Raw genomic sequence first — 19,462 nt, forward strand, 5'->3', positions numbered from 1 at the left:
TCCTTTGAAATGCTCAGGAACGTGAGAGCGTCCTTAACCAGACTTTGCGTCTGGCGGCGGCGTGCCGCTGATTTTCGGTACGCACTCCTGTTTAAACCAGGTGAGCGTCACCGGCTCTCGTTTAATCAACCGTTTAACCAGCGGGATAATCTGTTCCCCCACCAGCATGCCAAACAGTCCCACCAGCGCGAAAATCGGTGGAGCCGGTGAATCAACGGCGATCAGTGAATAAATCACACCGGCCAGCATGCCGACCAGCAGTGAAATAGCGTAAGACTTTAACATCTTCACCCCATCCTGTTAGCAGAAATCAACGCGACAGGAACTGCGCGGCAAGCTGACCACCGATAACCATGCCCAGCAGGCCAATCAGCGCAATGGCGGGCGGTGCCGGTGAGCGCACGTTCAGCAGCGCGTAAACCAGCCCGATCAACACACCTGCGCCCAGCGAAACGAGTAATGGACTCATGGTTTTCCCCCGTCATAAGTCAAAGCCAGCCGGCGCACGGGGCACCGGCCGGCAAAGAACAATTAACGTGCCGGGACCGGAGCCAGGGTACGGTGTTCGCTCTTCTGACGTGAAGGCGCTTTGTGCACCATGGTGTAGGCGTAATCCACGCCGATACCGTAAGCACCAGAATGCTCTTTCGCAATGTCCATCACGGCGTTGTAGGTATCGCGGTGTGCCCAGTCGCGCTGCCATTCCAGCATCACCTGCTGCCAGGTCACCGGGATCACACCGGCCTGGATCATGCGCTGCATCGCGTAGTCATGCGCTTCTTTGGTCGTACCGCCAGATGCGTCAGCCACCATATAGATTTCGTAGCCGCCTTCCAGCATGGCGCACAGGGCGAAGCTGTTGTTACACACTTCGGTCCACAGGCCGGACACCACCACTTTCTTCTTGCCGTTCGCCGCCAGCGCATCACGCACTTTCTGGTCATCCCAGGAGTTCATTGACGTACGCTCCAGGATGTCCTGGCCCGGGAACACGTCCAGCAGCTCCGGATAGGTGTTGCCCGAGAAGCTTTCGGTTTCCACGGTGGTGATAATGGTTGGGATATTGAAGACCTTCGCCGCCTTTGCCAGCGCAACGGTGTTGTTTTTCAGCACCTGACGGTCGATTGACTGCACGCCAAAGGCCATCTGCGGCTGCTGGTCGATGAAGATGATCTGGCTGTTATGTGGCGTCAGGACTTCAAGCTTCGAGTTAGTCATAGTAATACCCATTGAGGTTAATGTTGCTGGATTAATAAAAAATGACGACGTTAATGACTCTGCATCACCCGGGTCACGGCTCTGTGGAGCGTCCCGGGTTGACCATGGAGCGCAGTCTACGAAGCTTTTTTTCGCCGCACTATTATCTCTGTGTATACCTATACGGAGGGATACCTATCCGTTTGTATAACTAGACGCTCGTCCACCCTGCTGACCATAATCCCGCCATCTACCTATACGTCCTGCCCTTTGCGGCAGCGATTTTCTTTGTCCGTGGCCGTCGGCCTGATTCGGACATCTCAGTTCAGGAGGTTCTATGGTAACGCTGGGTAAAGCAGACCTGATTTTAACCAACGGCCGTTTTCATACCGTCGATCGCGAAAATCCGATTGCCGACGCTGTGGCGATCCGCGACGGCAAGTTTCTGGAAGTCGGCACCCTTGCCGAGGTGATGCAGCACAGTTGTGAAGGCACGAAGATCATCGATCTGAAGGGGCACACGGCAGTACCGGGGCTGAACGATTCACACCTGCACCTGATCCGCGGCGGGCTGAACTACAACCTGGAGCTGCGCTGGGAAGGCGTGCCGTCGATTGCCGACGCCATGCGTATGCTGAGGGAACAGGCCCTGCGCACGCCAAACCCGCAGTGGGTGCGCGTGGTCGGCGGCTGGAATGAGTTCCAGTTTGCCGAGCGCCGCATGCCAACGCTGGAAGAGATCAACGAAGCCGCGCCGGATACCCCGGTCTTTGTGCTGCACCTGTACGACCGCGCCCTGCTGAACCGCGCGGCGTTAAAAGTGGTGGGCTACACCCGCGATACGCCAAACCCGCCGGGCGGTGAGATCCAGCGCGACAGCAACGGCAACCCGACCGGTATGCTGATTGCCCGTCCGAATGCGATGATCCTGTACTCCACGCTGGCCAAAGGGCCGAAGCTGCCGCTGGAACAGCAGGTCAACTCCACCCGCCAGTTTATGCGCGAGCTGAACCGTCTGGGGCTGACCAGCGCCATCGATGCGGGCGGCGGCTTCCAGAACTACCCGGAAGATTACGAAGTGATCACCGAGCTGCACGAGAAAAAGCAGATGACGCTGCGTATCGCCTATAACCTGTTCACGCAGCGCCCGGGCCACGAGCTGGAAGACTTCGAAAAGTGGACCGATATGCTGACCCCGGGCCAGGGGACAGACTACTTCCGCCACAACGGCGCGGGCGAGATGCTGGTGTTCTCCGCCGCCGACTTCGAGGATTTCCTTGAGCCGCGCCCGGACCTGGCGCCGGGGATGGAAGATGAGCTGGAGCGCGTGGTGCGCCACCTGGTGGAACACCGCTGGCCGTTCCGCCTGCACGCCACCTATAACGAATCCATCAGCCGCATGCTGGATGTGTTCGAGAAGGTGAACCGTGATATTCCGTTCAACGGCCTGCACTGGTTCTTCGACCATGCGGAAACCGTCACCCAGAAGAATATCGATCGCATCAAAGAGCTGGGCGGCGGCATCGCGGTGCAGCACCGCATGGCGTTCCAGGGGGAATATTTTGCCGAACGCTACGGTATTGAAGCCACCAAACACACGCCGCCGGTTGCGCGGATGCTGGAAACCGGCGTGCCGGTCGGGCTGGGAACGGATGCCACCCGCGTGGCCAGCTATAACCCGTGGACCGCGCTGTACTGGCTGGTTTCCGGCCGCACTGTCGGCGGCATGCAGATGTATGACGTCAACGCCCGTCTGGATCGCGATACCGCACTGATGCTGTGGACCCAGGGCAGCGCGTGGTTCTCCAGCGAGCAGGGTAAAAAAGGCCAGATCAAAGCCGGTCAGCTGGCGGACCTGGCCGTGCTGAGCAAAGACTACTTTGCGGTGCCGGAAGAAGAGATCAAAGGCATTGAGTCGGTGCTGACCGTGGTCGACGGCAACGTGGTGTATGCAGCGGGATCGTTTACCTCCGAGGCGCCACCGTCGATTCCGGTACTGCCGGAATGGTCACCGGTGATCAAATTCCCTGGCCACTACCGCAGCGCCCCGCCGCAGGCAAACGGTCGTGCCGCCTTTGCTTCGCAGCCTCACCAGTGCAGTGGCCCGTGCGGCGTGCACAGCCATCATCATGATATCGCACGCGGTTCCAGCGTGCCGGTGGCCGAGGACAACGCCTTCTGGGGCGCGCTGGGCTGCAGCTGCTTCGCATTCTGATCCCCTGAAACACGATTAACTCTGCCGCTCCGTATCACTACGGGGCGGTTTTTCTGCGCCTGAATTCCAGCGTGACGTGCCGTCTTGCCGGGTTTCCTGAGGCGCTTAACTTTAGTCACCGACCGACGCCGAATGAAAGATCGCGATTGCGGATGCCTTTCAGGGCGGGTTGGTAACAGGAGGTGCGCTTATGGCGCAAACTAACGATATTCACAGCGCCACGCCGGAGGTTGCCGAATCGCCGCAGGCCGGAACATCACCGTGGCAGCCGCTGAGCCAGCCGGTCTTTCGCCTGCTGTGGATTGCCACCGTCGTTTCTAACATCGGTTCCTGGATGAACGATGTCGGCATCAACTGGACCATGCTGACGCTCAGCGCCGATCCGCTCAGCGTGGCGCTGGTGCAGGCGGCCGCCAGCCTGCCGATGTTTCTGTTTGCCCTGCCTTCCGGGGTGATGGCCGACATTGTCGACAGGCGAAAGTATTTACTGTTTTCTCAGCTGTGGGTGTTTATTGCCGCAGCCGGGCTAACCGTGCTGTCCTTTACCGGCCACGTGACGCCGTTGATCCTGCTGATCGCGGCATTCCTGCTCAGCGCCGGGGCGGCGATGAGTTCACCACCGTTCCAGGCAATCGTGCCGGATCTGGTGCGCAAGGAGGAACTTGGCCCGGCCATTGCGCTTAACTCGCTGGGCATTAATATCAGCCGTGCCATTGGCCCGGCGCTGGGCGGCCTGATCCTCTCCTTTGCCGGTCCGTGGATGGTGTTCCTGCTCAACGCGCTGTCCGTTCTCGGCGTGGCGTGGGTGCTTTATCGCTGGAAAGCGGAACCTGCGGTGCAGCGCCTGCCGCCGGAGCACTTCTTCTCTGCGGTGCGCGCGGGTTTACGCTACGTGCATGCCGCACCGGTTTTGAGAAACGTGCTGGTCCGTACGGTTGCCTTCTTTGTCTTCGGTAGCGCGGGCTGGGCGCTGTTGCCGCTGGTCGCCCGCCGCGAATTAAATCTCGGCCCCGGCGGCTACGGGATTATGCTGGCGTTTATCGGCGTCGGGGCGATTTTCGGTGCCGTGCTGCTGCCGCGCCTGCGCCAGCGCTTTAACCCGGATCGGCTGATGGTGCTGTCCAGCCTGATGTTCGCGGTTACCCTGCTGGCGCTGGCCTTTGTGCGAAATTTCTGGCTGCTGAACGCCTTCGAGTTCTTCACCGGATTCTCGTGGATTGCGGTGCTCTCCACGCTGAATCTGGGGGCGCAGCGCAGCGCGGCGAAATGGGTGAAAGCCCGCGCGCTGGCGGTATACCTTACCGTGTTCTTCGGCTCCATGACCGTCGGCAGCGCAGTATGGGGGCAGCTGGCCTCGCATTACGGTATTCCGGTGTCTCTGTGCGTGGCCACGGTCGGCATGATACTGGCCAGCACGACGGTACTGCGCTGGCGGCTGAATCAGGACCCGGACCTGGATCTTGACCTCAGCAATGTCGACAGCGCCGTTCCGGCACTGGATATTCATCACGATCGCGGACCGGTGATGGTGAGCTATGAATATCTGATCCGTGCAGAGGATGCGCATGACTTTATCCTCTGTATGCAGGATATGCGACGGGTCAGGCGGCGCGGCGGGGCCATTAACTGGTCGGTGTATGAAGATATCCTGCAGCCGGGTATTTTTGTGGAAACCTTCATCGTGGGTTCCTGGATGGAGCACCTGCGCCAGCAGGATCGCTACACCATGAACGATCAGAAAATTCAGAACCGGGTGTGGGAATTTCACCAGAAAGATAACGTGCCGGACGTTCGTTATCTGGTGGCCCCGGTTTAAACGACTCGCTTAACGTTAACGCATAAAAAAAGCGCTGACCGGGGTCAGCGCTTAATGTTATCTGCCGCTTAGCGGGTTGGCTGGTTAACTTCCACCGGGCGCAGATCGAACAGCAGGACTTCCGCATCTTCACCCTGGGTAAAGGTCAGCGTCTGCTCGTTGCGAACCCGCGCACCATCGCCCTCCTTAAACTCAATGCCGTTAACGGTGATGCTGCCACGGGCAACGTGAATGTAGGCGTAACGATCGTCCGGCAGCGTCACCGTCTGGCTTTCGTCACCGTTAAACAGACCGGCGTAAATCCGCATGTCCTGACGCACCTTTAGCGACCCGTCGGTGCCCTGCGGCGAGACAATCAGCCGCATCTGGCCGCGCTTTTCGCTGTCCGGCACGGAAACCTGCTGATAGCCCGGCGCGGTATTTTTTTCCGCTGGCACAATCCAGATTTGCAGGAAGTGGACGCCTTCCGTCTGCGAATGGTTGAACTCGCTGTGGGTCACGCCGCTGCCCGCGCTCATCAACTGCACGTCACCGGGGACAATCACCGAACCGGTTCCCATGGAATCCTTATGCGCCAGCGCACCTTCCAGTACGTAGGAGATGATCTCCATGTTGCTGTGCGGGTGTGCGCCAAAGCCGCGGGATTTGGCCACCTGGTCATCGTTAATCACCAGCAGGTCTGAGAAACCGACCTGTTTTGGGTCCCAGTAGTTAGCGAATGAGAAAGTGTGACGTGAATGCAACCAGCCGTGATCGCCCAGGCCGCGCTGTGCTGAAAGTCTTTGCTCGATCATGATGTGTTCCTTAGTTTTTGTTGGGTGGCGGGCGTTTGCCCTTCCGATAGAGACAGAATATAAGTAAACTCATATGCCCAACAATGGCCTTCACCGGCAATCACTGTCACATTTTAGTGGACAATATGCAGATAGAAGACCTCAAAATTTACGTCGCTGTGATTAACGCCGGCAGCTTCACCGCCGCGGCCGAACAGCTGCTGCTGTCCAAGCAGTACGTCAGCCGCCGCATGGCCGCGCTGGAGGCGTCGCTCGGCGCACGCCTGCTGGTCCGCAACACCCGTAAGCTATCGGTGACCGACGCCGGGCAGACCTTTGCCCAGCACGCGCTGAAGATCCTCGACAACATTCAGGAGGCGGAGCAGTCGGTTTCGGAGCACCGCCGCGAGCTGCACGGCACCTTTCGCCTGAGCATGCCGATGTCATTCGGCATGAGCCATCTGTCGCCGCTGCTGGCCACCTTTCTGGCCCGCCATCCCGCCGTGCAGCTGCACACCGAACTGGCGGACCGCTACGTGGACGTGATTGGCGAAGGGTTTGATATGGCGATTCGCATCGGCACCCTTGCGGATTCCACGCTGATGGCCCGCCGTCTGGGTGAGCTGAAGCGGGTGATCTGCGCCAGCCCGGCCTATCTTCAGCGGGCAGGCACGCCTCAGGTGGCGGAGGATTTGCAGCACCACGCCTGCCTGCGCTTCGGGCGAGAAGGACAGTACGGCTGGGAGCTGAACGTTGAGGGTAAAACGAAGGTTTTCGCCGTGTGCGGTCCGATGCAGAGCAATAACGGCGAGGTGCTGCGCGATGCGGCGGTGGCCGGGCTGGGTCTGGTGCTGCTGCCGAAGTTTATCGTCGGTGAGGCGCTGAAGCGTGGGGATTTAGTCACGGTACTGGATGCGTGCCATCCGTCGTCACTGATGCTTAGCGCGGTGTATCCGCAGCATCGTCAGCAGAGTGAAACCATCCGCGTGCTGATCGACTTTTTACTGGCCGAGCTGGGGCGCTGAAACGCAAACGGGCCGCCGCTTCTCAGTAGTTGAGAAACGGCGGCCCGTATTAACTTATCAACGTCTCAACATTTCAGCGTCTCAACATTTCAGCTTTTCAACGTATCGGCGTATCGGCGTATCGGCGTATCGGCGTATCGGCTTACAGACTGATGTACTTATGCAGCACGCGCACCAGCTGGGTCACAAATCCGTACTCGTTATCGTACCAGGAGACGGTTTTCACCAGCTGCAAATCGCCCACTTCGCTGATTTCAGTCTGGGTTGCATCGAAGATCGAACCAAACGGCAGGCCGATCACGTCCGAGGAAACGATCTCGTCATCGTTGTATTTGAACGATTCGTTATTCTCACAGGCGGCTTTCAGCGCGGCGTTAATTTCGGCCACCGTCACTTTTTTCTCCAGCACGCTGACCAGCTCGGTTACCGAACCGGTTTTGGTCGGTACGCGCTGCGCATGGCCTTTCAGCTTGCCCGACAGCGCCGGGATCACCAGACCAATGGCTTTCGCCGCGCCGGTGGTGTGCGGAATAATATTTTCTGCCGCCGCACGCGAGGCGCGGAAGTCCTTGCCGCGCGGCCCGTCAACCAGTGCCTGGGTGCCGGTGTAGGCGTGAACCGTGGTCATGGTGCCCACGCGGATGCCGAAGCTGTCGTTCAGCGCTTTCGCCATCGGTGCCAGGCAGTTGGTGGTGCAGGACGCGACGGAGATAATGGTATCGTCCGCCGTCATCTGGTCATCGTTGACGTTATAAACGATGGTTTTCATCTCACCGGCCGGGGCAGAGATCAGCACGCGTGCCGCGCCCGCATCAATGTGCGCCTGCGCTTTTTCGGTTGAGGTATAGAAGCCGGTACACTCAATCACCACGTCAACGCCCAGATCGCCCCACGGAATGTTGCGCGCGTCTTTTTCAGCGAAGACGGTGATCGCTTTGCCGCCCACAACCAGCGATTTTTCACCGGCGCTGACGGAGGCGGGGAACGCGCCGTAGTTGGAATCATACTTCAGCAGGTAGGCAAGCATTTCCGGCGAGGTGAGGTCGTTAATTGCCACGATTTCCACCGGCTCGTTTTGCTCGAGAATACGACGAAGCACGAGGCGGCCGATACGTCCGAAACCATTGATGCCAATCTTTTTCATGGGGCTCTCCACCATTCTGTTCAGTAGTTGATTACGCCACCCGCTTAATCAGCCGGGTGTTGCGCAGCTGTTAAAAAGCATAATCCCCATAGCGAAGAACAAACAGCGAAAAGCTTTGTCGTCTAACGTCAAAAAAAGTGAATGAGGCTATTTTCTCCGATAGATCAGAGATTTCGGTAACTCAGGTAAGAAATAAATTGCTGAACGGCGCGGGAGCAGGTTTTGCTGCTGCCTAACGCCAGCCCGATATCACGATACGGGGCACCGTCTATCGGCCGGGTGACAATCTGATGCGGCACGCTTCTCAGGATCAGACGGGGCAAGATGCTGACGCCCAACCCCTGTGCGACCATCGCCATCACCGCGTAGTCATCCCACAGGGTGAATTTGACGCGCGGGCTCAGCGACGCCGCGCTGAATATCTCGGATATTTCGTGACTGCTGCCCTTTTCCAGCAGGATAAAAGGCCGATCGCAGAGTGCGGCAAGGGGAACGAGATCATTTTCCGCCAGCGGATGATCCTGCGGCAGCACCGCCAGATAATCATCTTTTTCCAGGAATATCGTTTCCAGCCCCGGCTGTGATGGCAGGCGGGTAAAGCCGCAGTCGACGCGGCCCTCGGCAATCCACGACTCGATTTCGCTGTAGTCCCCCAGCAGCAGTTCGAAATCTATATTCGGGTAATCGCGCTGAAAGGCGCTAAGTATCCCGGGCAGCCAATGGGTGGCGACGCTGGAAAAGGTGCCGATACGGATCATGCCGGACTGCAGCCCGTTAAGCGCATCCACCTCCGCCTGCAGCTTCAGGTATTCCTCACAGACGCTTTTCGCAAAGGGCAGCAGCGTGATGCCGTCGGAGGTCAGCCGCACGCCGCTACGGTTGCGTTCAAACAGCGATACCTGCCACTCTTTTTCCAGATCGTTAATCATCCGGCTAATCGCCGACTGGGAATAAAACAGTTTCTCAGCCGCACGGGTAAAGCTGCCCAGCTCCACCACTTTGATAAAGGCTTTGTATTTCTGAATATTGATATCCATCCGGCGATCTACCCATCTGATTTTGTCATGCAGTCCATGATAAACATTCGTTTTTATCATTTCAAAGCCGATGGTAGATTGCCCGTTATCTGAAGCGGCATCTGCCCGGCCTGAACCAAAGACATAAGGAACAACGACATCGATGCGTATCTGTAAAACCACCCTGGCCGCGCAGGGCGCGACTTCCGGGTTTGTGCTGCTGTGGGGATCGGCGGCGATTTTCACCCGCCTGGGGCTGGATAACGCCTCGCCGCTGGCCCTGCTGATCGTGCGTTTTAGCATTGCCCTTACCGCGCTGCTGATTATCAGCGGCCTGCGCAAAACCGCGCTGCCCGCCAAAGGAACGCGCCTGCGGGTAGCGCTGACCGGGCTGATGCTGATTGGCGGCTATTCGGTGTGTTACTTCCGGGCGATGTCAGACGGCGTCACGCCGGGAGCCATCGCCACGATTATGGGCATTCAGCCGATTCTGACGCTGTGCCTGACCGAGCGCCGTTTGCAGGGGCTGCGGCTCTGTGGCCTGCTGATTGCGCTGGGCGGGCTGGTGCTGATGGTCTGGCAGAGCCTGATCGCCTCACGCCTGCCCCTCTCCGGCGTGGCCTGCGCGCTTGCCGCACTCGGCTTTATGACCTGCGGCACCCTCAAGCAGAAGAAGAACCGCCAGGCTCCGGCGGAGATCCTGCCGATGCAGTACGCCATCAGCCTGCTGCTGTGCCTGCTGCTTCTGCCGACCGAAGCTTTCCACCTTCGCATTAATGCCGACTTGATCGCCTCGGCGCTGTTCCTCGGCGTGCTGATTTCCGTGGTCGCGCAGCTGCTGTTTTATCGTCTGCTCAGCGCCGGCAGCATCGTGAATGTCACCAGTCTGTTTTATCTGGTACCGGTGATTACCGCCGTACTGGATTATCTGCTGCTCGGCAACCGCCTGCCGTGGTCCGGCATCGCCGGGATGACGGCGATTCTGCTGGGTATCGTGCTGGTGTTTCGTGCGCCGCGCGTGAAGAAAATTTAATCACCCTACGCAACGGTTCCCCCTTGACACTGCGATAATAAAATATCATAACTGTACCGTACAGTTTAGTTATTGTGTTTCCAGTTATTTTAAGGAGTGAGCACCATGACGTTAATCGCACGAAAAATTCCCTCTCTGGCCCTGTTAGCCTCCGTCGCCCTGCTGGCCGGGTGTGCGGGATCGGCACCGAATAAGTACGCGGGGCTGGACTCTTCCTCACGGTTGACGGCCAATCCGTCGGAGGACAGCGACCGCATCCCGTTCAAGTACGCGTCCCCGGTTAACTGGAAGAAATACGACAGCATCAATATTGCGCCCGTGACGATTTATCAGGGCAGCGATGGTCAGTTCAATGACGTTGAACGCTCCGACCGCCAGCAGCTGGCAGACTATATGCAGAAAAAGTTCAGCGAGGTGCTGGGTAAAAAATTCAAGGTTGTCTCTTCCCCGGCCCCCGGCACGTTGAATTTAAAACTGACGCTGACCGGTGCGGATACCACACCGCAGGTGATCGGCACCTTCACCAAATTCGATCTGGCGGGCGGCCCCTACAATATCGTTCAGTCCGTCAGAGGCGGGCGCGGTCTGATGAGCGGCTATGTGAACTACGCGGTGGAGATCCATGATACGGCAACCAATGAGCTGCTGCTGGCCTATATCGCCGAGCAGTATCCTAATGCAATGAACGTGGGCGCGACCTTTGGCGCACTCAGCGCGGCCGAAACCGGCATTGATAAAGGTGCCGATCAGCTGCTGGAAAAATTACAGTGAACGCGATACGCCCACGAAAGTAATGCCGTTACCGGTCGGGTTCAGTGACCGCTTCCTTTAAGTCTGCCACCACCAGGGCAATCCTGCAGCGATGCTGGCTGCAGGATTTTTTTAACATCAACATGCCCGGTTTAGCAGGCACCTTTGATAAACAGCGTCACGGCCGCAGATACCATTTCCTGAATTCGCGCTTCGCTGAGGGTTTCCACTTGTCTTTTCAGCAGCAGCTCATCCACTTCCGCTTTGACCAGTGACGTAAACTGCTTTGCCCGCAGTTCCGGTGAGCTGACAGCCAATGCCCCCTGCGCCATAGACGCCTGCATCAGCACGGTTAGTGCGGTCATGCTTTCCCGTACGCCGGATTCACGAAACAGTTCGCCAATATCCGAATGCCCCGCCTCACCCACCACGACGCGATAAAGCTGCATCGCCTGGCTGTCGGTGGTTAACACGCTGAGCATGCGCCTGCCGAACACGGTGAGCTTTTCTTCCAGGCTAAGGCCCGCAGCCTCTTTCCCCGCTAATCCGCTGGCGGCCTGGGTCAGATAGTGGGTACTGTAGGTTCTGACCACGCTTTCAAACAGCGCTTCTTTGGACGGAAAATAGTTATACAGCGTCGCCTTAGATCCCCCGGCGCGCTTAGCCACTTCATTCATCGATGCCCGTTCATAGCCAAACTCCTGAAACACCGCCGAGGCAGCAGCAAGAATGGCATTCCGTTTTTCATCAGTCAGCGTTCGCATTGTTTCCTCCTAAAACCAGTATGAATGATAACAAAACCAGTGGGTTCATAATAGGAAGTACGACGCAAACAGAGAGTGAGATCGGGAAAACATTATTGAGGTTCGTTAGAGAGCCATGTTCTGCAAAGGTGAACAGGCTCTCCTGAGTATCGAGATTAACGCTCAACCGTGCTGGCTAACTCCGCCGCCGGCAGGCGCGGCTGCGAACGCTGCCAGCCGGAGCCGTAGCGGGTGTACTGCGGCGGAACCGGCATCACCGCGTTAAGATCGTCGGCAGCGGTACGTGCCCAGAACGGATCTTTCAGCATTTCACGCCCCACCAGCACTATATCGGCGCGGCAGTTCTGCAAAATTTCTTCCGCCTGGCGGCCGGTTTCAATCAGGCCAACCGCACCGGTTTTGATATCCAGTTCGCGGCGCAGCAGTTCGGCGGCCGGAACCTGATAGTTCGGATAAGTGTTCACCTGCACCATCGCGATGCCGCCGCTGGAGCAGTCAATCAGATCGATCCCCTGCTCTTTCATCCATTTGCCCCACAGCAGAAAATCTTCCGGGCGGTTGCCGCCTTCGGCATAGTCCGTCGATGAGATCCGCAGGAACAGCGGGCCGTTCCACTCGCGGCGCACAGCATCGATCACCTCGCGCACAATGCGGTAGCGGTTTTCCTGGCTGCCGCCGTATTCGTCGGTCCGCGTGTTCGCCAGCGGAGAGAGGAACTGGTTCAGCAGATAGCCGTGGGCGCAGTGGATTTCAATCACGTCAAAACCGGCCTCGCGGGCGCGGCGGGCCCCCTCACCGAACGCGCGGATAACCTGTTTAATCTGTTCCACGCTCATCGCCTGCGGCACGCGGGATTCTGCAGTAAAGGGAATGGCCGATGGCGCAATGGACGGCAGGTCGATCCCCAGCTGGCGACCGGCATGGCCAATCTGCGCACCCGCTTTCGCGCCAAAGCGTTGAATGGCCGACGTCACCCGGGACAGCCCTTCAATGTGGCGATCGTCCCAGATACCGATATCACCGGGTCCAATGGGACCATTCGGCAGCACCGCTGCCGTTTCCAGCATCACCAGACCCGCGCCGCCTAACGCCCGTGCGCCGTAGTGAATCACGTGAAAATCGTTGGTTTCCCCGTCATCGGATGCCGAGTGCATACACATCGGCGACATGGCGATGCGGTTACGAAACTGCACGCCGTTAATGGTGATGGGTTCAAAAAGTAAAGCAGACATAGCAACTCCAAAAAGCGATTGATATTCAGAGCGCTGAAAGTACCATAGGGTTAATTTTCGTTTATACACTAAAAAAATTCATATACTTACCAAAAGGTAACTGTAGGATTACTATGAAAAAACTACGTAACTACGACTCTGCACCGGGCTGTTCGATGGAAGCCGCACTGCATATCATGGGCGGAAAATGGAAGGGAGTGATCCTCTATCACCTGTTCAAGGACGGTACGCAGCGGTTCAGCGAACTGCAGCGCTCAATGCCCAGCATCAACCAGCGTCTGCTGACCAAACAGCTGCGCGAGCTGGAAGAGGATGGACTGATCCTGCGGCAGGTGTATCCTGTTGTGCCGCCGAAAGTCGAGTACTCACTCAGCGATGAAGGCCGGGAGCTGAACAAGCTGGTGCTGGATCTGAGTCTGTGGGGCCGACAGTGGCTTGAGCGCCGCGGTATGAAAACGGCGATTGAGGAAGATCTGGACGAGCTCAAAAAGGCGCTGGCCGATCCGGTGAAATGATGCGGCAGCGGTAAAAATGAATCACCAGCCAGGGATACCGATGAAAATTATTCTGATGCGCCACGGCAAACCGACGTTTGTGGGTGCGGCAAAAGTCACGTCCCGGGAGATGGCCGACTGGGTTAAGCAGTACGATATTTCAGATACGGGCGGCGACATACCGCCGCAATCAGCCATCGCGTTGATAGAAAAAGAACCGGTTGCCATCAGCAGTCCACTGCCCCGCGCGATCTCCTCGCTTCAGACCCTGGGCTGCGAGCCGGTGCTGGTCGATGAAGTATTCAAAGAGGCAGAACTGCCGCTGTACCTCGTTCCCGGCGTTCGGCTTTCCCCGTTTCACTGGGCGGTGGTTTATCGCCTGCTGTGGCTTTGCGGACTTTCTCGTCAGGTTGAATCGCTGAAAATGGCGAAAGCGCGTGCGGCCAGGGCCGCAGTGATGCTGGTCGAACTGGCCAGGGAAAGTCAGCGCCCCGTACTGCTGATGGGGCACGGGATTATCAACCGCCTCATCGCCCGCGAGCTGAAGTCGCTGTGCTGGCAGGAGGAAAGCCAGCCGGGGAAAGGCTATTGGGGTGCGGGGGTGTATTCGGTTCGGTAAGAAAAGCCCCGGCGAGGACAGTCGCCGTGGGCTTTATGCGGAATAACATACGGACTTACAGTCCCAGGTCTGACAGGCTCGGATGATCGTCCGGGCGGCGGCCCAGCGGCCAGAAGTATTTGCGCTCGCTCTCTTTGATCGGCATGTCGTTGATACAGGCGAAGCGACGTTTCATCAGGCCATCAGCCTCAAACTCCCAGTTTTCGTTGCCGTAAGAGCGGAACCAGTTACCGGAGTCATCGTGCCATTCATAAGCGTAGCGGACCGCAATACGGTTGCCGCCGAATGCCCACAGCTCTTTAATCAGACGGTATTCATGTTCTTTCTTCCACTTACGGTCAAGGAAGCCCTGCGCCTCTTCACGGTTATTGGCGAACTCGGCACGGTTGCGCCATTGAGTATCCAGCGAGTAAGCCAGCGCCACTTTTGCCGCATCGCGGGTGTTCCAGCCATCTTCAGCCAGTCGGACTTTCTCAATGGCCGTTTCCAGAGTGAAAGGCGGAAGCGGTGGGCGAACTTGTGAATCTGTCATGGTGAATCTCCTGTAGATTTTGGTTTAATGTCATCAATCTTTTCGAAATACAGGCCTCAGGAAGAGACCTGTTCCAGTAAAAGCTTCGCCACGTCCCTGGCGTTGTCGGCTGCACTCGCGTCACCCATTACGTATGCCGTGGTGATCGCCCCCTCCATCAGAATCAGCAGCTGCCTGGCCAAAACCGCCGGGTGTTCTACGTTCAGCTGCCCGGCCACTTCAAGGGCGTAATCCAGCAGCTTCTGTTTATGCATCCTGGCTATCTGGCGGACAGGATCGTCAGGGTCCCCTACTTCCCCGGCCGTGTTGATAAACGCACAGCCCCGGAAACCGTCGGACTCAAACCAGCTTTTCAGCACGGTGAACATATTCAGAATGCGATCCTGCGGCGTTTCGCCCTTATCAGACTCGGTCCTGAACCAGTGCATCCACCGCTCGTCGCGCTCGTTTAACGCCGCTGCGGCCACGTCCTCCTTGTTTGCAAAATGGCGGTAAATACTTTTCCTCGCGACTCCTGAGGTCTTAACCAGAAGGTCCATGCCTGTTGCGTGGATACCGTTCTGATAAATGAGCTGCTCAGCGGTCTGCAGGATCTTTTCTCGGGTATTGCTCGTTTTCGTTTTCATGCCCTAAAGGTAGAACGATCGTTCTACCTCGTCAACGTATTTTTATAAAAAAGATCCTGTGATGAAGATGCACGATAAAAAATTAAACATAGGGCACTGATTTTTATGATAAAAAAATGCATCAGTTTCTGGTCTTAAGCGGAAGTATCTGAGGATGCGGGAGTGTTCAGGGCAGATTAAGCGGTAGCAGCAGAACGGGTGAAGGGACGGGGTCAGCGGTGGAGATGGCGGATCTTGCGCCGGACAGGGGTGACCACAAGCGCGATCACCCTTAACGAAAAGACTGTAAAATCAATACGCTGCTATGGCCCGGAGGGAAATGGGGTCAATCACTTACTCAGAATAATGAAACTCGATTCTTATACCACTCGGCTCGTAGCACATCATGTGCATTGACGGACCGCCTCTGAGGAGTGTTGGCCCAAATTCGATTTCAATACCATTGGCCTGCAACAGATCATGGAGCTGGAACAGCTTCTCTTTGCTGTTAACCCGCAGGGCTAAGTGATGCAGCCCGACATTCAGTTTGCGATCAAAATTAACGGGTTCTTCGGTCTGCGTTTTCCAGAGCGTAATCATTATCGACTCATCTTTCACGAAGATGGCGGGATAATCTTCACGTCGTTTAACTTCCTCCCAGCCCAGTAATTTGGTGAAAAACTCAGCACTTTCTTCAAGTTTGGATACGGCCAGGCCAATGTGATGCACGCCGGTGGTCAATGACATGATCTTTGCTCTCCTTCAGTAATTGATTTGGTCGACGATGGATATGAACGGAACCGTTCTCACTTTAACTCAGTCATCATGCCCTGAGGGGGAAAACGTTTTGCGCTTCACATCGTATAATTAAACTCTTTAGCCCTGGCCAAACCGCGCCACGCAAAAATCCAGAAAACCGCGCAGCGCGGGCGTCATTCTCCGGTCGCGGGCGTAGAGAATAAGGCCGCTAAACCGACGGTGGTGCTGGTTCGCGGAGCGTTTTCGGACGGCTCCGCCTGGAATCAGGTTATTCCTCTTCTTCAGGCTGAAGGGCTGAATGTGGTTGCCGTGCAAAATTCGCTGACCTCGCTGGCCGAAGACGTCGCCACCACCAAACGCACACTGGACAGGCTGGCAGGCCCGGTAGTTCTGGTGGGGCATTCATGGGGCGGCGCGGTGATCACCGGGGCAGGCGTGGATGAAAAAGTGAAAGCGCTGGTTTACGTTGCAGCATTTGCGCCATCCCAAGGCCAGTCGGTGAGCGATTTAACTCAGGGTTACCCGACACCTTCCGGCTTCAGCCATATTGATGCGGACAGCCAGGGTTATCTGAAACTCACTCGTGAGGGCGTGGCAAAACATCTGGCGCAGGATGTGTCCGAAGAGCAGGCCGGGCTGATGTATGCCACCCAGGGAACGGTGCAGAGCCACGTCTTTGCCGAGAAAGCCAGCGCGGCGGCGTGGCAGACGAAGCCGTCCTGGTACATCGTCAGCGAGCAGGATCATATGCTGGATACCGGCCTGCAAAATGCGATGGCGAAGAAAATCAACGCCCGCACCACGCACCTTGCGGCCAGCCATACGCCACAAATTTCCCAGCCGGCAGCCGTGGCAAACGTCATTGTAGCAGCGGTTAACAGTATCAAATAAGTTGAATGCGAGCGCTGTAATCACCAGCGCTCGATTTCCCTCTTACAGCGTGCCGGTGCCACCATCCGAGCACCACACCTGGCCGGACGTGTAGCTGCTTTCGACCGACGCCATCGTGACGTAGAGCGGCGCAATTTCCGCTGGCTGACCGGGTCTGCCGAGCGGGGCCGAAGCGCCAAACTCTTTTACTTTCTCCTGCGGCTGGCCGCCGCTGGACTGTAGCACGGTCCAGTAGGGTCCAGGTGCTACGGCATTGACGCGAATGCCCTCTTTACCCAGCTGTTTTGCCAGCGCTTTAGTGAAGGCGACAATACTCGCTTTGGTCTGTGCATAATCCAGCAGAATTTCGCTGGGCTTATAGGCCTGAACCGAGCTGGTATTTATAATTGACGCGCCGCGCGGAAGATATTCCAGTGCCGCTTTGGTGATCCAGAACATGGCATAGACATTGGTTTTAAATGTCGCGTCAAAATCTTCGGTACTTAACGTTCGAATCGATTCGTTATATTGCTGGCGGCCGGCATTGTTGACCAGAATATCCAGTCCGCCCAGTTTTTCAGCGGCCTCTTTTACCAGCTGCTGGCAAAATGCTTCGCTGCGGATATCGCCCGGCAGCGCAACGGCTTTCCGCCCTTCCGCCTCGATCAGTCGGATAACCTCCACCGCGTCGGGCTCCTCTTCAGGCAGATAGCCGATTGCCACATCGGCACCTTCACGGGCGTAGGCAATCGCCACCGCACGGCCAATGCCGGAGTCACCACCGGTAATTAGCGCTTTGCGCCCGGCAAGGCGACCACTGCCTCTATAGCTTTTTTCGCCGTGATCGGGCACGGGAATCATCTTACTGGCCAGCCCCGGCATTGGCTGAGGCTGTTCGACGAAGGGAGGTACAGGGTAGTCAACAGGATTAATATTCTTGTGAGTAGGCATGTATTCTCCTTCAGTTTTTCAGTGAGATTTAAGCCTGGCACAGATATTTTCATTCGCCAGTCAAAGCCCATGGAGACATATTTACTCACAATCTGAAAACCGGCGTTAAATAATATTTCGTTAATTTACGCCGGTTATTTTTATCTATTTATTAGACATATCCCCCACCAACCTGTGTATGGCTGGCGTTCTTCAGCACGTTATTCAGCCGTTGTAAAGCGTTAGCAAGCTGGGAGAGATCCCGCGCGCCGCCGAGAGAAATTCGAATGCCGGACAGTACGCCCCCAACGGGTGAGAACACGTACGAGGGCGTAATTCCAAGGCCGACTTTCGCCGCCGAATGAACCAGCGAATGGGGATCGAACCCCGCCTCTCCGGCCAGCCAGACGTGCAGGCCAAACGGACTGGAAATGATTTTACCGGGCAGAATGCTGTTGGCTAACGCCACGCGCTGGGCGTTTTCCTGACGCAGTTCCTGCAACAGTTCCATCGCCGCCCCGGCGTTAATCCAGTCCGCCGTCACCGCCAGCATCAGCGGGTTAGCAATCAATACGTTGGCGCGGATAACGCCCGCCAGCGGCTCCCAGGATGTGGATTCGGGGCAAATCACCCACGCCACCCGCACGCCAGGGGTCAGGCACTTCGACAGCGTGGAGACATACCAGGTATTGTGCGGTGCCAGCGTGGCAATCGGCGCAGGCGGCTCATCGGGCAGCAGGCCGTAAGGGTCATCCTCGATCAGCGTCAGGTTATGCGCTGTCAGCGCTTCCGCTATGGCTTTACGTCGCCCGGCGGAAATCGTCAGGGCCGTAGGATTGTGGATCGTCGGATTCAGATACACCACCTTCGCACCGTAGGTCTTGCAGGCGTGGATCAGTCCGTCGGGGTCCATCCCCTGCTCATCCGCTGCTACGGTGACAATCTGCAAATTATGCTGGCGGGCGGCGGAGATAAATCCCGGATAGGTCAGTTCATCCGTCACCACCACATCACCGGGCTTGGTCAGCAGTGAGAGCAGCGCGCTGATGGCCGTCTGCGCACCCGGGCAGGCGACCACCCGCTGGCTGTCGAACTCGCCGAGCAGCGGTTTCAGCCACTTCACCGCCGCATTGCGCTCTACTGCTGAACCTGCCCCCACGTGATAGGTCATCAGCGATTCCGCATCAATCGAGGACTGCAAACGTTCTAAGGAGCGGCTTATCAGCGGCAGTATTTTTGCCGATCCCGGCGGGGTGTTCATGCTCAGGTCGATATGCGACAGCGTATCCGGCTGATAGGAGATAAACGATCCCCGGCCGCTCGCCGCCTGCGTCAGATTTCTTTCACGCAGCTCATTGTAGGCGCGGGTGACCGTGGTCAAATCCACCTTCAGCATCTCCGCCAGTTCGCGCTGGGTTGGCATCCGGTCACCGGGCAACAGCTCTCCGGCGTCGATCGCGGCGGTGACCATATTCACGATCTGCTTATATCTTGCCCCATTGCCCGGCTTTATTGGATAGATCCAATGCGTTTTTATCGATGTTGTCTTCTTTTTTTCGGCAAATGACATAGATCACCCTTTAAAATACCCATACATAAGAGTATAAAAAGCGCCTGTTGTTGCAAATAAAATGCATTTAATCGCTATCTTGTATGGATTTTGTTGGCATATAAACACAAAACCAAAA

General features: G+C 57.0%; 21 protein-coding genes. 8 read left to right on the plus strand and 13 right to left on the minus strand.

What is annotated here, in order from left to right; all coding sequences use genetic code 11:
- Positions 1-33: 33 nt before the first annotated feature.
- The 3 genes from IBT47_RS03105 to IBT47_RS03115 all read right to left on the minus strand — a co-directional run bounded on the left by IBT47_RS03105 (position 34) and on the right by IBT47_RS03115 (position 1,218).
- Positions 34-285, minus strand: a complete 252-nt coding sequence (locus tag IBT47_RS03105; protein WP_200559120.1) for a XapX domain-containing protein — start codon at positions 283-285, stop codon at positions 34-36.
- 25 nt (positions 286-310) lie between these two features.
- A complete protein-coding gene (locus IBT47_RS03110) occupies positions 311-469 on the minus strand; it encodes a DUF1427 family protein (RefSeq protein WP_105591856.1) in 159 nt (52 codons plus the stop codon).
- A 62-nt stretch (positions 470-531) separates the two neighbouring features.
- Positions 532-1,218, minus strand: coding sequence for a hydrolase (locus IBT47_RS03115; protein ID WP_105592021.1), 687 nt, complete (start codon positions 1,216-1,218; stop codon positions 532-534).
- Positions 1,219-1,534: 316 nt separating this feature from the next.
- Between IBT47_RS03115 and IBT47_RS03120 the strand changes: the two genes are divergently transcribed.
- On the plus strand, positions 1,535-3,412 hold the full coding sequence (locus IBT47_RS03120) for an amidohydrolase (RefSeq protein WP_200559121.1): 1,878 nt from the start codon (positions 1,535-1,537) through the stop codon (positions 3,410-3,412).
- A 190-nt stretch (positions 3,413-3,602) separates the two neighbouring features.
- On the plus strand, positions 3,603-5,228 hold the full coding sequence (locus IBT47_RS03125; protein ID WP_200559122.1) for an MFS transporter: 1,626 nt from the start codon (positions 3,603-3,605) through the stop codon (positions 5,226-5,228).
- 68 nt (positions 5,229-5,296) lie between these two features.
- Here the strand turns inward: IBT47_RS03125 and IBT47_RS03130 are convergent, their stop codons facing one another.
- The gene (locus tag IBT47_RS03130; protein WP_105591859.1) at positions 5,297-6,022 is read right to left on the minus strand and encodes a pirin family protein; all 726 of its coding nucleotides are present in this window, start codon (positions 6,020-6,022) and stop codon (positions 5,297-5,299) included.
- Between the two features lie 125 nt (positions 6,023-6,147).
- On the opposite strand from IBT47_RS03130, the gene IBT47_RS03135 reads away from it, so the two are divergent.
- The gene (locus IBT47_RS03135; RefSeq protein WP_200559123.1) at positions 6,148-7,026 is read left to right on the plus strand and encodes a LysR family transcriptional regulator; all 879 of its coding nucleotides are present in this window, start codon (positions 6,148-6,150) and stop codon (positions 7,024-7,026) included.
- Between the two features lie 142 nt (positions 7,027-7,168).
- On the opposite strand, the gene gap is transcribed toward IBT47_RS03135, so the two are convergent.
- Together gap and IBT47_RS03145 are read right to left on the minus strand one after the other, a co-directional pair.
- Complete coding sequence (gene gap / locus IBT47_RS03140; protein WP_200559124.1) at positions 7,169-8,170, minus strand: type I glyceraldehyde-3-phosphate dehydrogenase; 1,002 nt, start codon at positions 8,168-8,170, stop codon at positions 7,169-7,171.
- Between the two features lie 164 nt (positions 8,171-8,334).
- Entirely contained in the window at positions 8,335-9,207 is an 873-nt protein-coding gene (locus IBT47_RS03145) for a LysR family transcriptional regulator (protein WP_200559125.1), read from the minus strand.
- A gap of 142 nt (positions 9,208-9,349) precedes the next feature.
- On the opposite strand from IBT47_RS03145, the gene IBT47_RS03150 reads away from it, so the two are divergent.
- Positions 9,350-10,219 carry a DMT family transporter gene (locus IBT47_RS03150; protein WP_200559126.1) on the plus strand — a complete coding sequence of 290 codons (870 nt, stop codon included), beginning with the start codon at positions 9,350-9,352 and terminating at the stop codon, positions 10,217-10,219.
- 105 nt (positions 10,220-10,324) lie between these two features.
- Complete coding sequence (locus IBT47_RS03155) at positions 10,325-10,990, plus strand: DUF3313 domain-containing protein (protein WP_200559127.1); 666 nt, start codon at positions 10,325-10,327, stop codon at positions 10,988-10,990.
- 131 nt (positions 10,991-11,121) lie between these two features.
- Here IBT47_RS03155 and IBT47_RS03160 read toward each other — a convergent pair whose 3' ends face one another.
- Positions 11,122-11,733, minus strand: a complete 612-nt coding sequence (locus IBT47_RS03160) for a TetR/AcrR family transcriptional regulator (RefSeq protein WP_200559128.1) — start codon at positions 11,731-11,733, stop codon at positions 11,122-11,124.
- 155 nt (positions 11,734-11,888) lie between these two features.
- Positions 11,889-12,965, minus strand: coding sequence for an NADPH dehydrogenase NamA (namA, locus tag IBT47_RS03165; protein WP_200559129.1), 1,077 nt, complete (start codon positions 12,963-12,965; stop codon positions 11,889-11,891).
- A gap of 113 nt (positions 12,966-13,078) precedes the next feature.
- Between namA and IBT47_RS03170 the strand changes: the two genes are divergently transcribed.
- Entirely contained in the window at positions 13,079-13,480 is a 402-nt protein-coding gene (locus IBT47_RS03170; protein WP_200559130.1) for a helix-turn-helix domain-containing protein, read from the plus strand.
- Between the two features lie 40 nt (positions 13,481-13,520).
- A complete protein-coding gene (locus IBT47_RS03175; protein WP_234471675.1) occupies positions 13,521-14,078 on the plus strand; it encodes a histidine phosphatase family protein in 558 nt (185 codons plus the stop codon).
- A 55-nt stretch (positions 14,079-14,133) separates the two neighbouring features.
- Here IBT47_RS03175 and IBT47_RS03180 read toward each other — a convergent pair whose 3' ends face one another.
- The 3 genes from IBT47_RS03180 to IBT47_RS03190 all read right to left on the minus strand — a co-directional run bounded on the left by IBT47_RS03180 (position 14,134) and on the right by IBT47_RS03190 (position 15,962).
- On the minus strand, positions 14,134-14,610 hold the full coding sequence (locus tag IBT47_RS03180; protein WP_105591868.1) for a DUF1348 family protein: 477 nt from the start codon (positions 14,608-14,610) through the stop codon (positions 14,134-14,136).
- A 56-nt stretch (positions 14,611-14,666) separates the two neighbouring features.
- Positions 14,667-15,236 carry a TetR/AcrR family transcriptional regulator gene (locus tag IBT47_RS03185; RefSeq protein ID WP_200544848.1) on the minus strand — a complete coding sequence of 190 codons (570 nt, stop codon included), beginning with the start codon at positions 15,234-15,236 and terminating at the stop codon, positions 14,667-14,669.
- 333 nt (positions 15,237-15,569) lie between these two features.
- Positions 15,570-15,962: a VOC family protein gene (locus IBT47_RS03190; RefSeq protein WP_200559131.1), complete on the minus strand. Its 393-nt coding sequence runs from the start codon at positions 15,960-15,962 to the stop codon at positions 15,570-15,572.
- 234 nt (positions 15,963-16,196) lie between these two features.
- Between IBT47_RS03190 and IBT47_RS03195 the strand changes: the two genes are divergently transcribed.
- A complete protein-coding gene (locus IBT47_RS03195; RefSeq protein WP_370569854.1) occupies positions 16,197-16,865 on the plus strand; it encodes an alpha/beta fold hydrolase in 669 nt (222 codons plus the stop codon).
- A gap of 42 nt (positions 16,866-16,907) precedes the next feature.
- Here the strand turns inward: IBT47_RS03195 and IBT47_RS03200 are convergent, their stop codons facing one another.
- Together IBT47_RS03200 and IBT47_RS03205 are read right to left on the minus strand one after the other, a co-directional pair.
- Positions 16,908-17,795, minus strand: coding sequence for an SDR family oxidoreductase (locus tag IBT47_RS03200; RefSeq protein WP_105591873.1), 888 nt, complete (start codon positions 17,793-17,795; stop codon positions 16,908-16,910).
- A 151-nt stretch (positions 17,796-17,946) separates the two neighbouring features.
- Positions 17,947-19,251 (minus strand): PLP-dependent aminotransferase family protein, encoded by a 1,305-nt coding sequence (locus IBT47_RS03205; protein ID WP_200559132.1) that lies wholly within the window; start codon positions 19,249-19,251, stop codon positions 17,947-17,949.
- Positions 19,252-19,462: the final 211 nt, after the last annotated feature.

Source organism: Erwinia sp. S43, assembly GCF_016624745.1.
GTDB lineage: Bacteria > Pseudomonadota > Gammaproteobacteria > Enterobacterales > Enterobacteriaceae > Erwinia > Erwinia coffeiphila.

Coding starts and splice junctions, on each gene's coding strand:
- IBT47_RS03160 (WP_200559128.1), bottom strand. CDS start 11,733: ATGCGAACGCTGACTGATGAAAAACGGAATGCCATTCTTGCTGCTGCC.
- IBT47_RS03185 (WP_200544848.1), bottom strand. CDS start 15,236: ATGAAAACGAAAACGAGCAATACCCGAGAAAAGATCCTGCAGACCGCT.
- IBT47_RS03105 (WP_200559120.1), bottom strand. CDS start 285: ATGTTAAAGTCTTACGCTATTTCACTGCTGGTCGGCATGCTGGCCGGT.
- IBT47_RS03170 (WP_200559130.1), top strand. CDS start 13,079: ATGAAAAAACTACGTAACTACGACTCTGCACCGGGCTGTTCGATGGAA.
- IBT47_RS03175 (WP_234471675.1), top strand. CDS start 13,521: ATGAAAATTATTCTGATGCGCCACGGCAAACCGACGTTTGTGGGTGCG.
- IBT47_RS03120 (WP_200559121.1), top strand. CDS start 1,535: ATGGTAACGCTGGGTAAAGCAGACCTGATTTTAACCAACGGCCGTTTT.
- IBT47_RS03145 (WP_200559125.1), bottom strand. CDS start 9,207: ATGGATATCAATATTCAGAAATACAAAGCCTTTATCAAAGTGGTGGAG.
- IBT47_RS03130 (WP_105591859.1), bottom strand. CDS start 6,022: ATGATCGAGCAAAGACTTTCAGCACAGCGCGGCCTGGGCGATCACGGC.
- IBT47_RS03155 (WP_200559127.1), top strand. CDS start 10,325: ATGACGTTAATCGCACGAAAAATTCCCTCTCTGGCCCTGTTAGCCTCC.
- IBT47_RS03125 (WP_200559122.1), top strand. CDS start 3,603: ATGGCGCAAACTAACGATATTCACAGCGCCACGCCGGAGGTTGCCGAA.
- IBT47_RS03135 (WP_200559123.1), top strand. CDS start 6,148: ATGCAGATAGAAGACCTCAAAATTTACGTCGCTGTGATTAACGCCGGC.
- IBT47_RS03180 (WP_105591868.1), bottom strand. CDS start 14,610: ATGACAGATTCACAAGTTCGCCCACCGCTTCCGCCTTTCACTCTGGAA.
- IBT47_RS03200 (WP_105591873.1), bottom strand. CDS start 17,795: ATGCCTACTCACAAGAATATTAATCCTGTTGACTACCCTGTACCTCCC.
- IBT47_RS03110 (WP_105591856.1), bottom strand. CDS start 469: ATGAGTCCATTACTCGTTTCGCTGGGCGCAGGTGTGTTGATCGGGCTG.
- IBT47_RS03115 (WP_105592021.1), bottom strand. CDS start 1,218: ATGACTAACTCGAAGCTTGAAGTCCTGACGCCACATAACAGCCAGATC.
- namA (WP_200559129.1), bottom strand. CDS start 12,965: ATGTCTGCTTTACTTTTTGAACCCATCACCATTAACGGCGTGCAGTTT.
- IBT47_RS03190 (WP_200559131.1), bottom strand. CDS start 15,962: ATGTCATTGACCACCGGCGTGCATCACATTGGCCTGGCCGTATCCAAA.
- IBT47_RS03150 (WP_200559126.1), top strand. CDS start 9,350: ATGCGTATCTGTAAAACCACCCTGGCCGCGCAGGGCGCGACTTCCGGG.
- gap (WP_200559124.1), bottom strand. CDS start 8,170: ATGAAAAAGATTGGCATCAATGGTTTCGGACGTATCGGCCGCCTCGTG.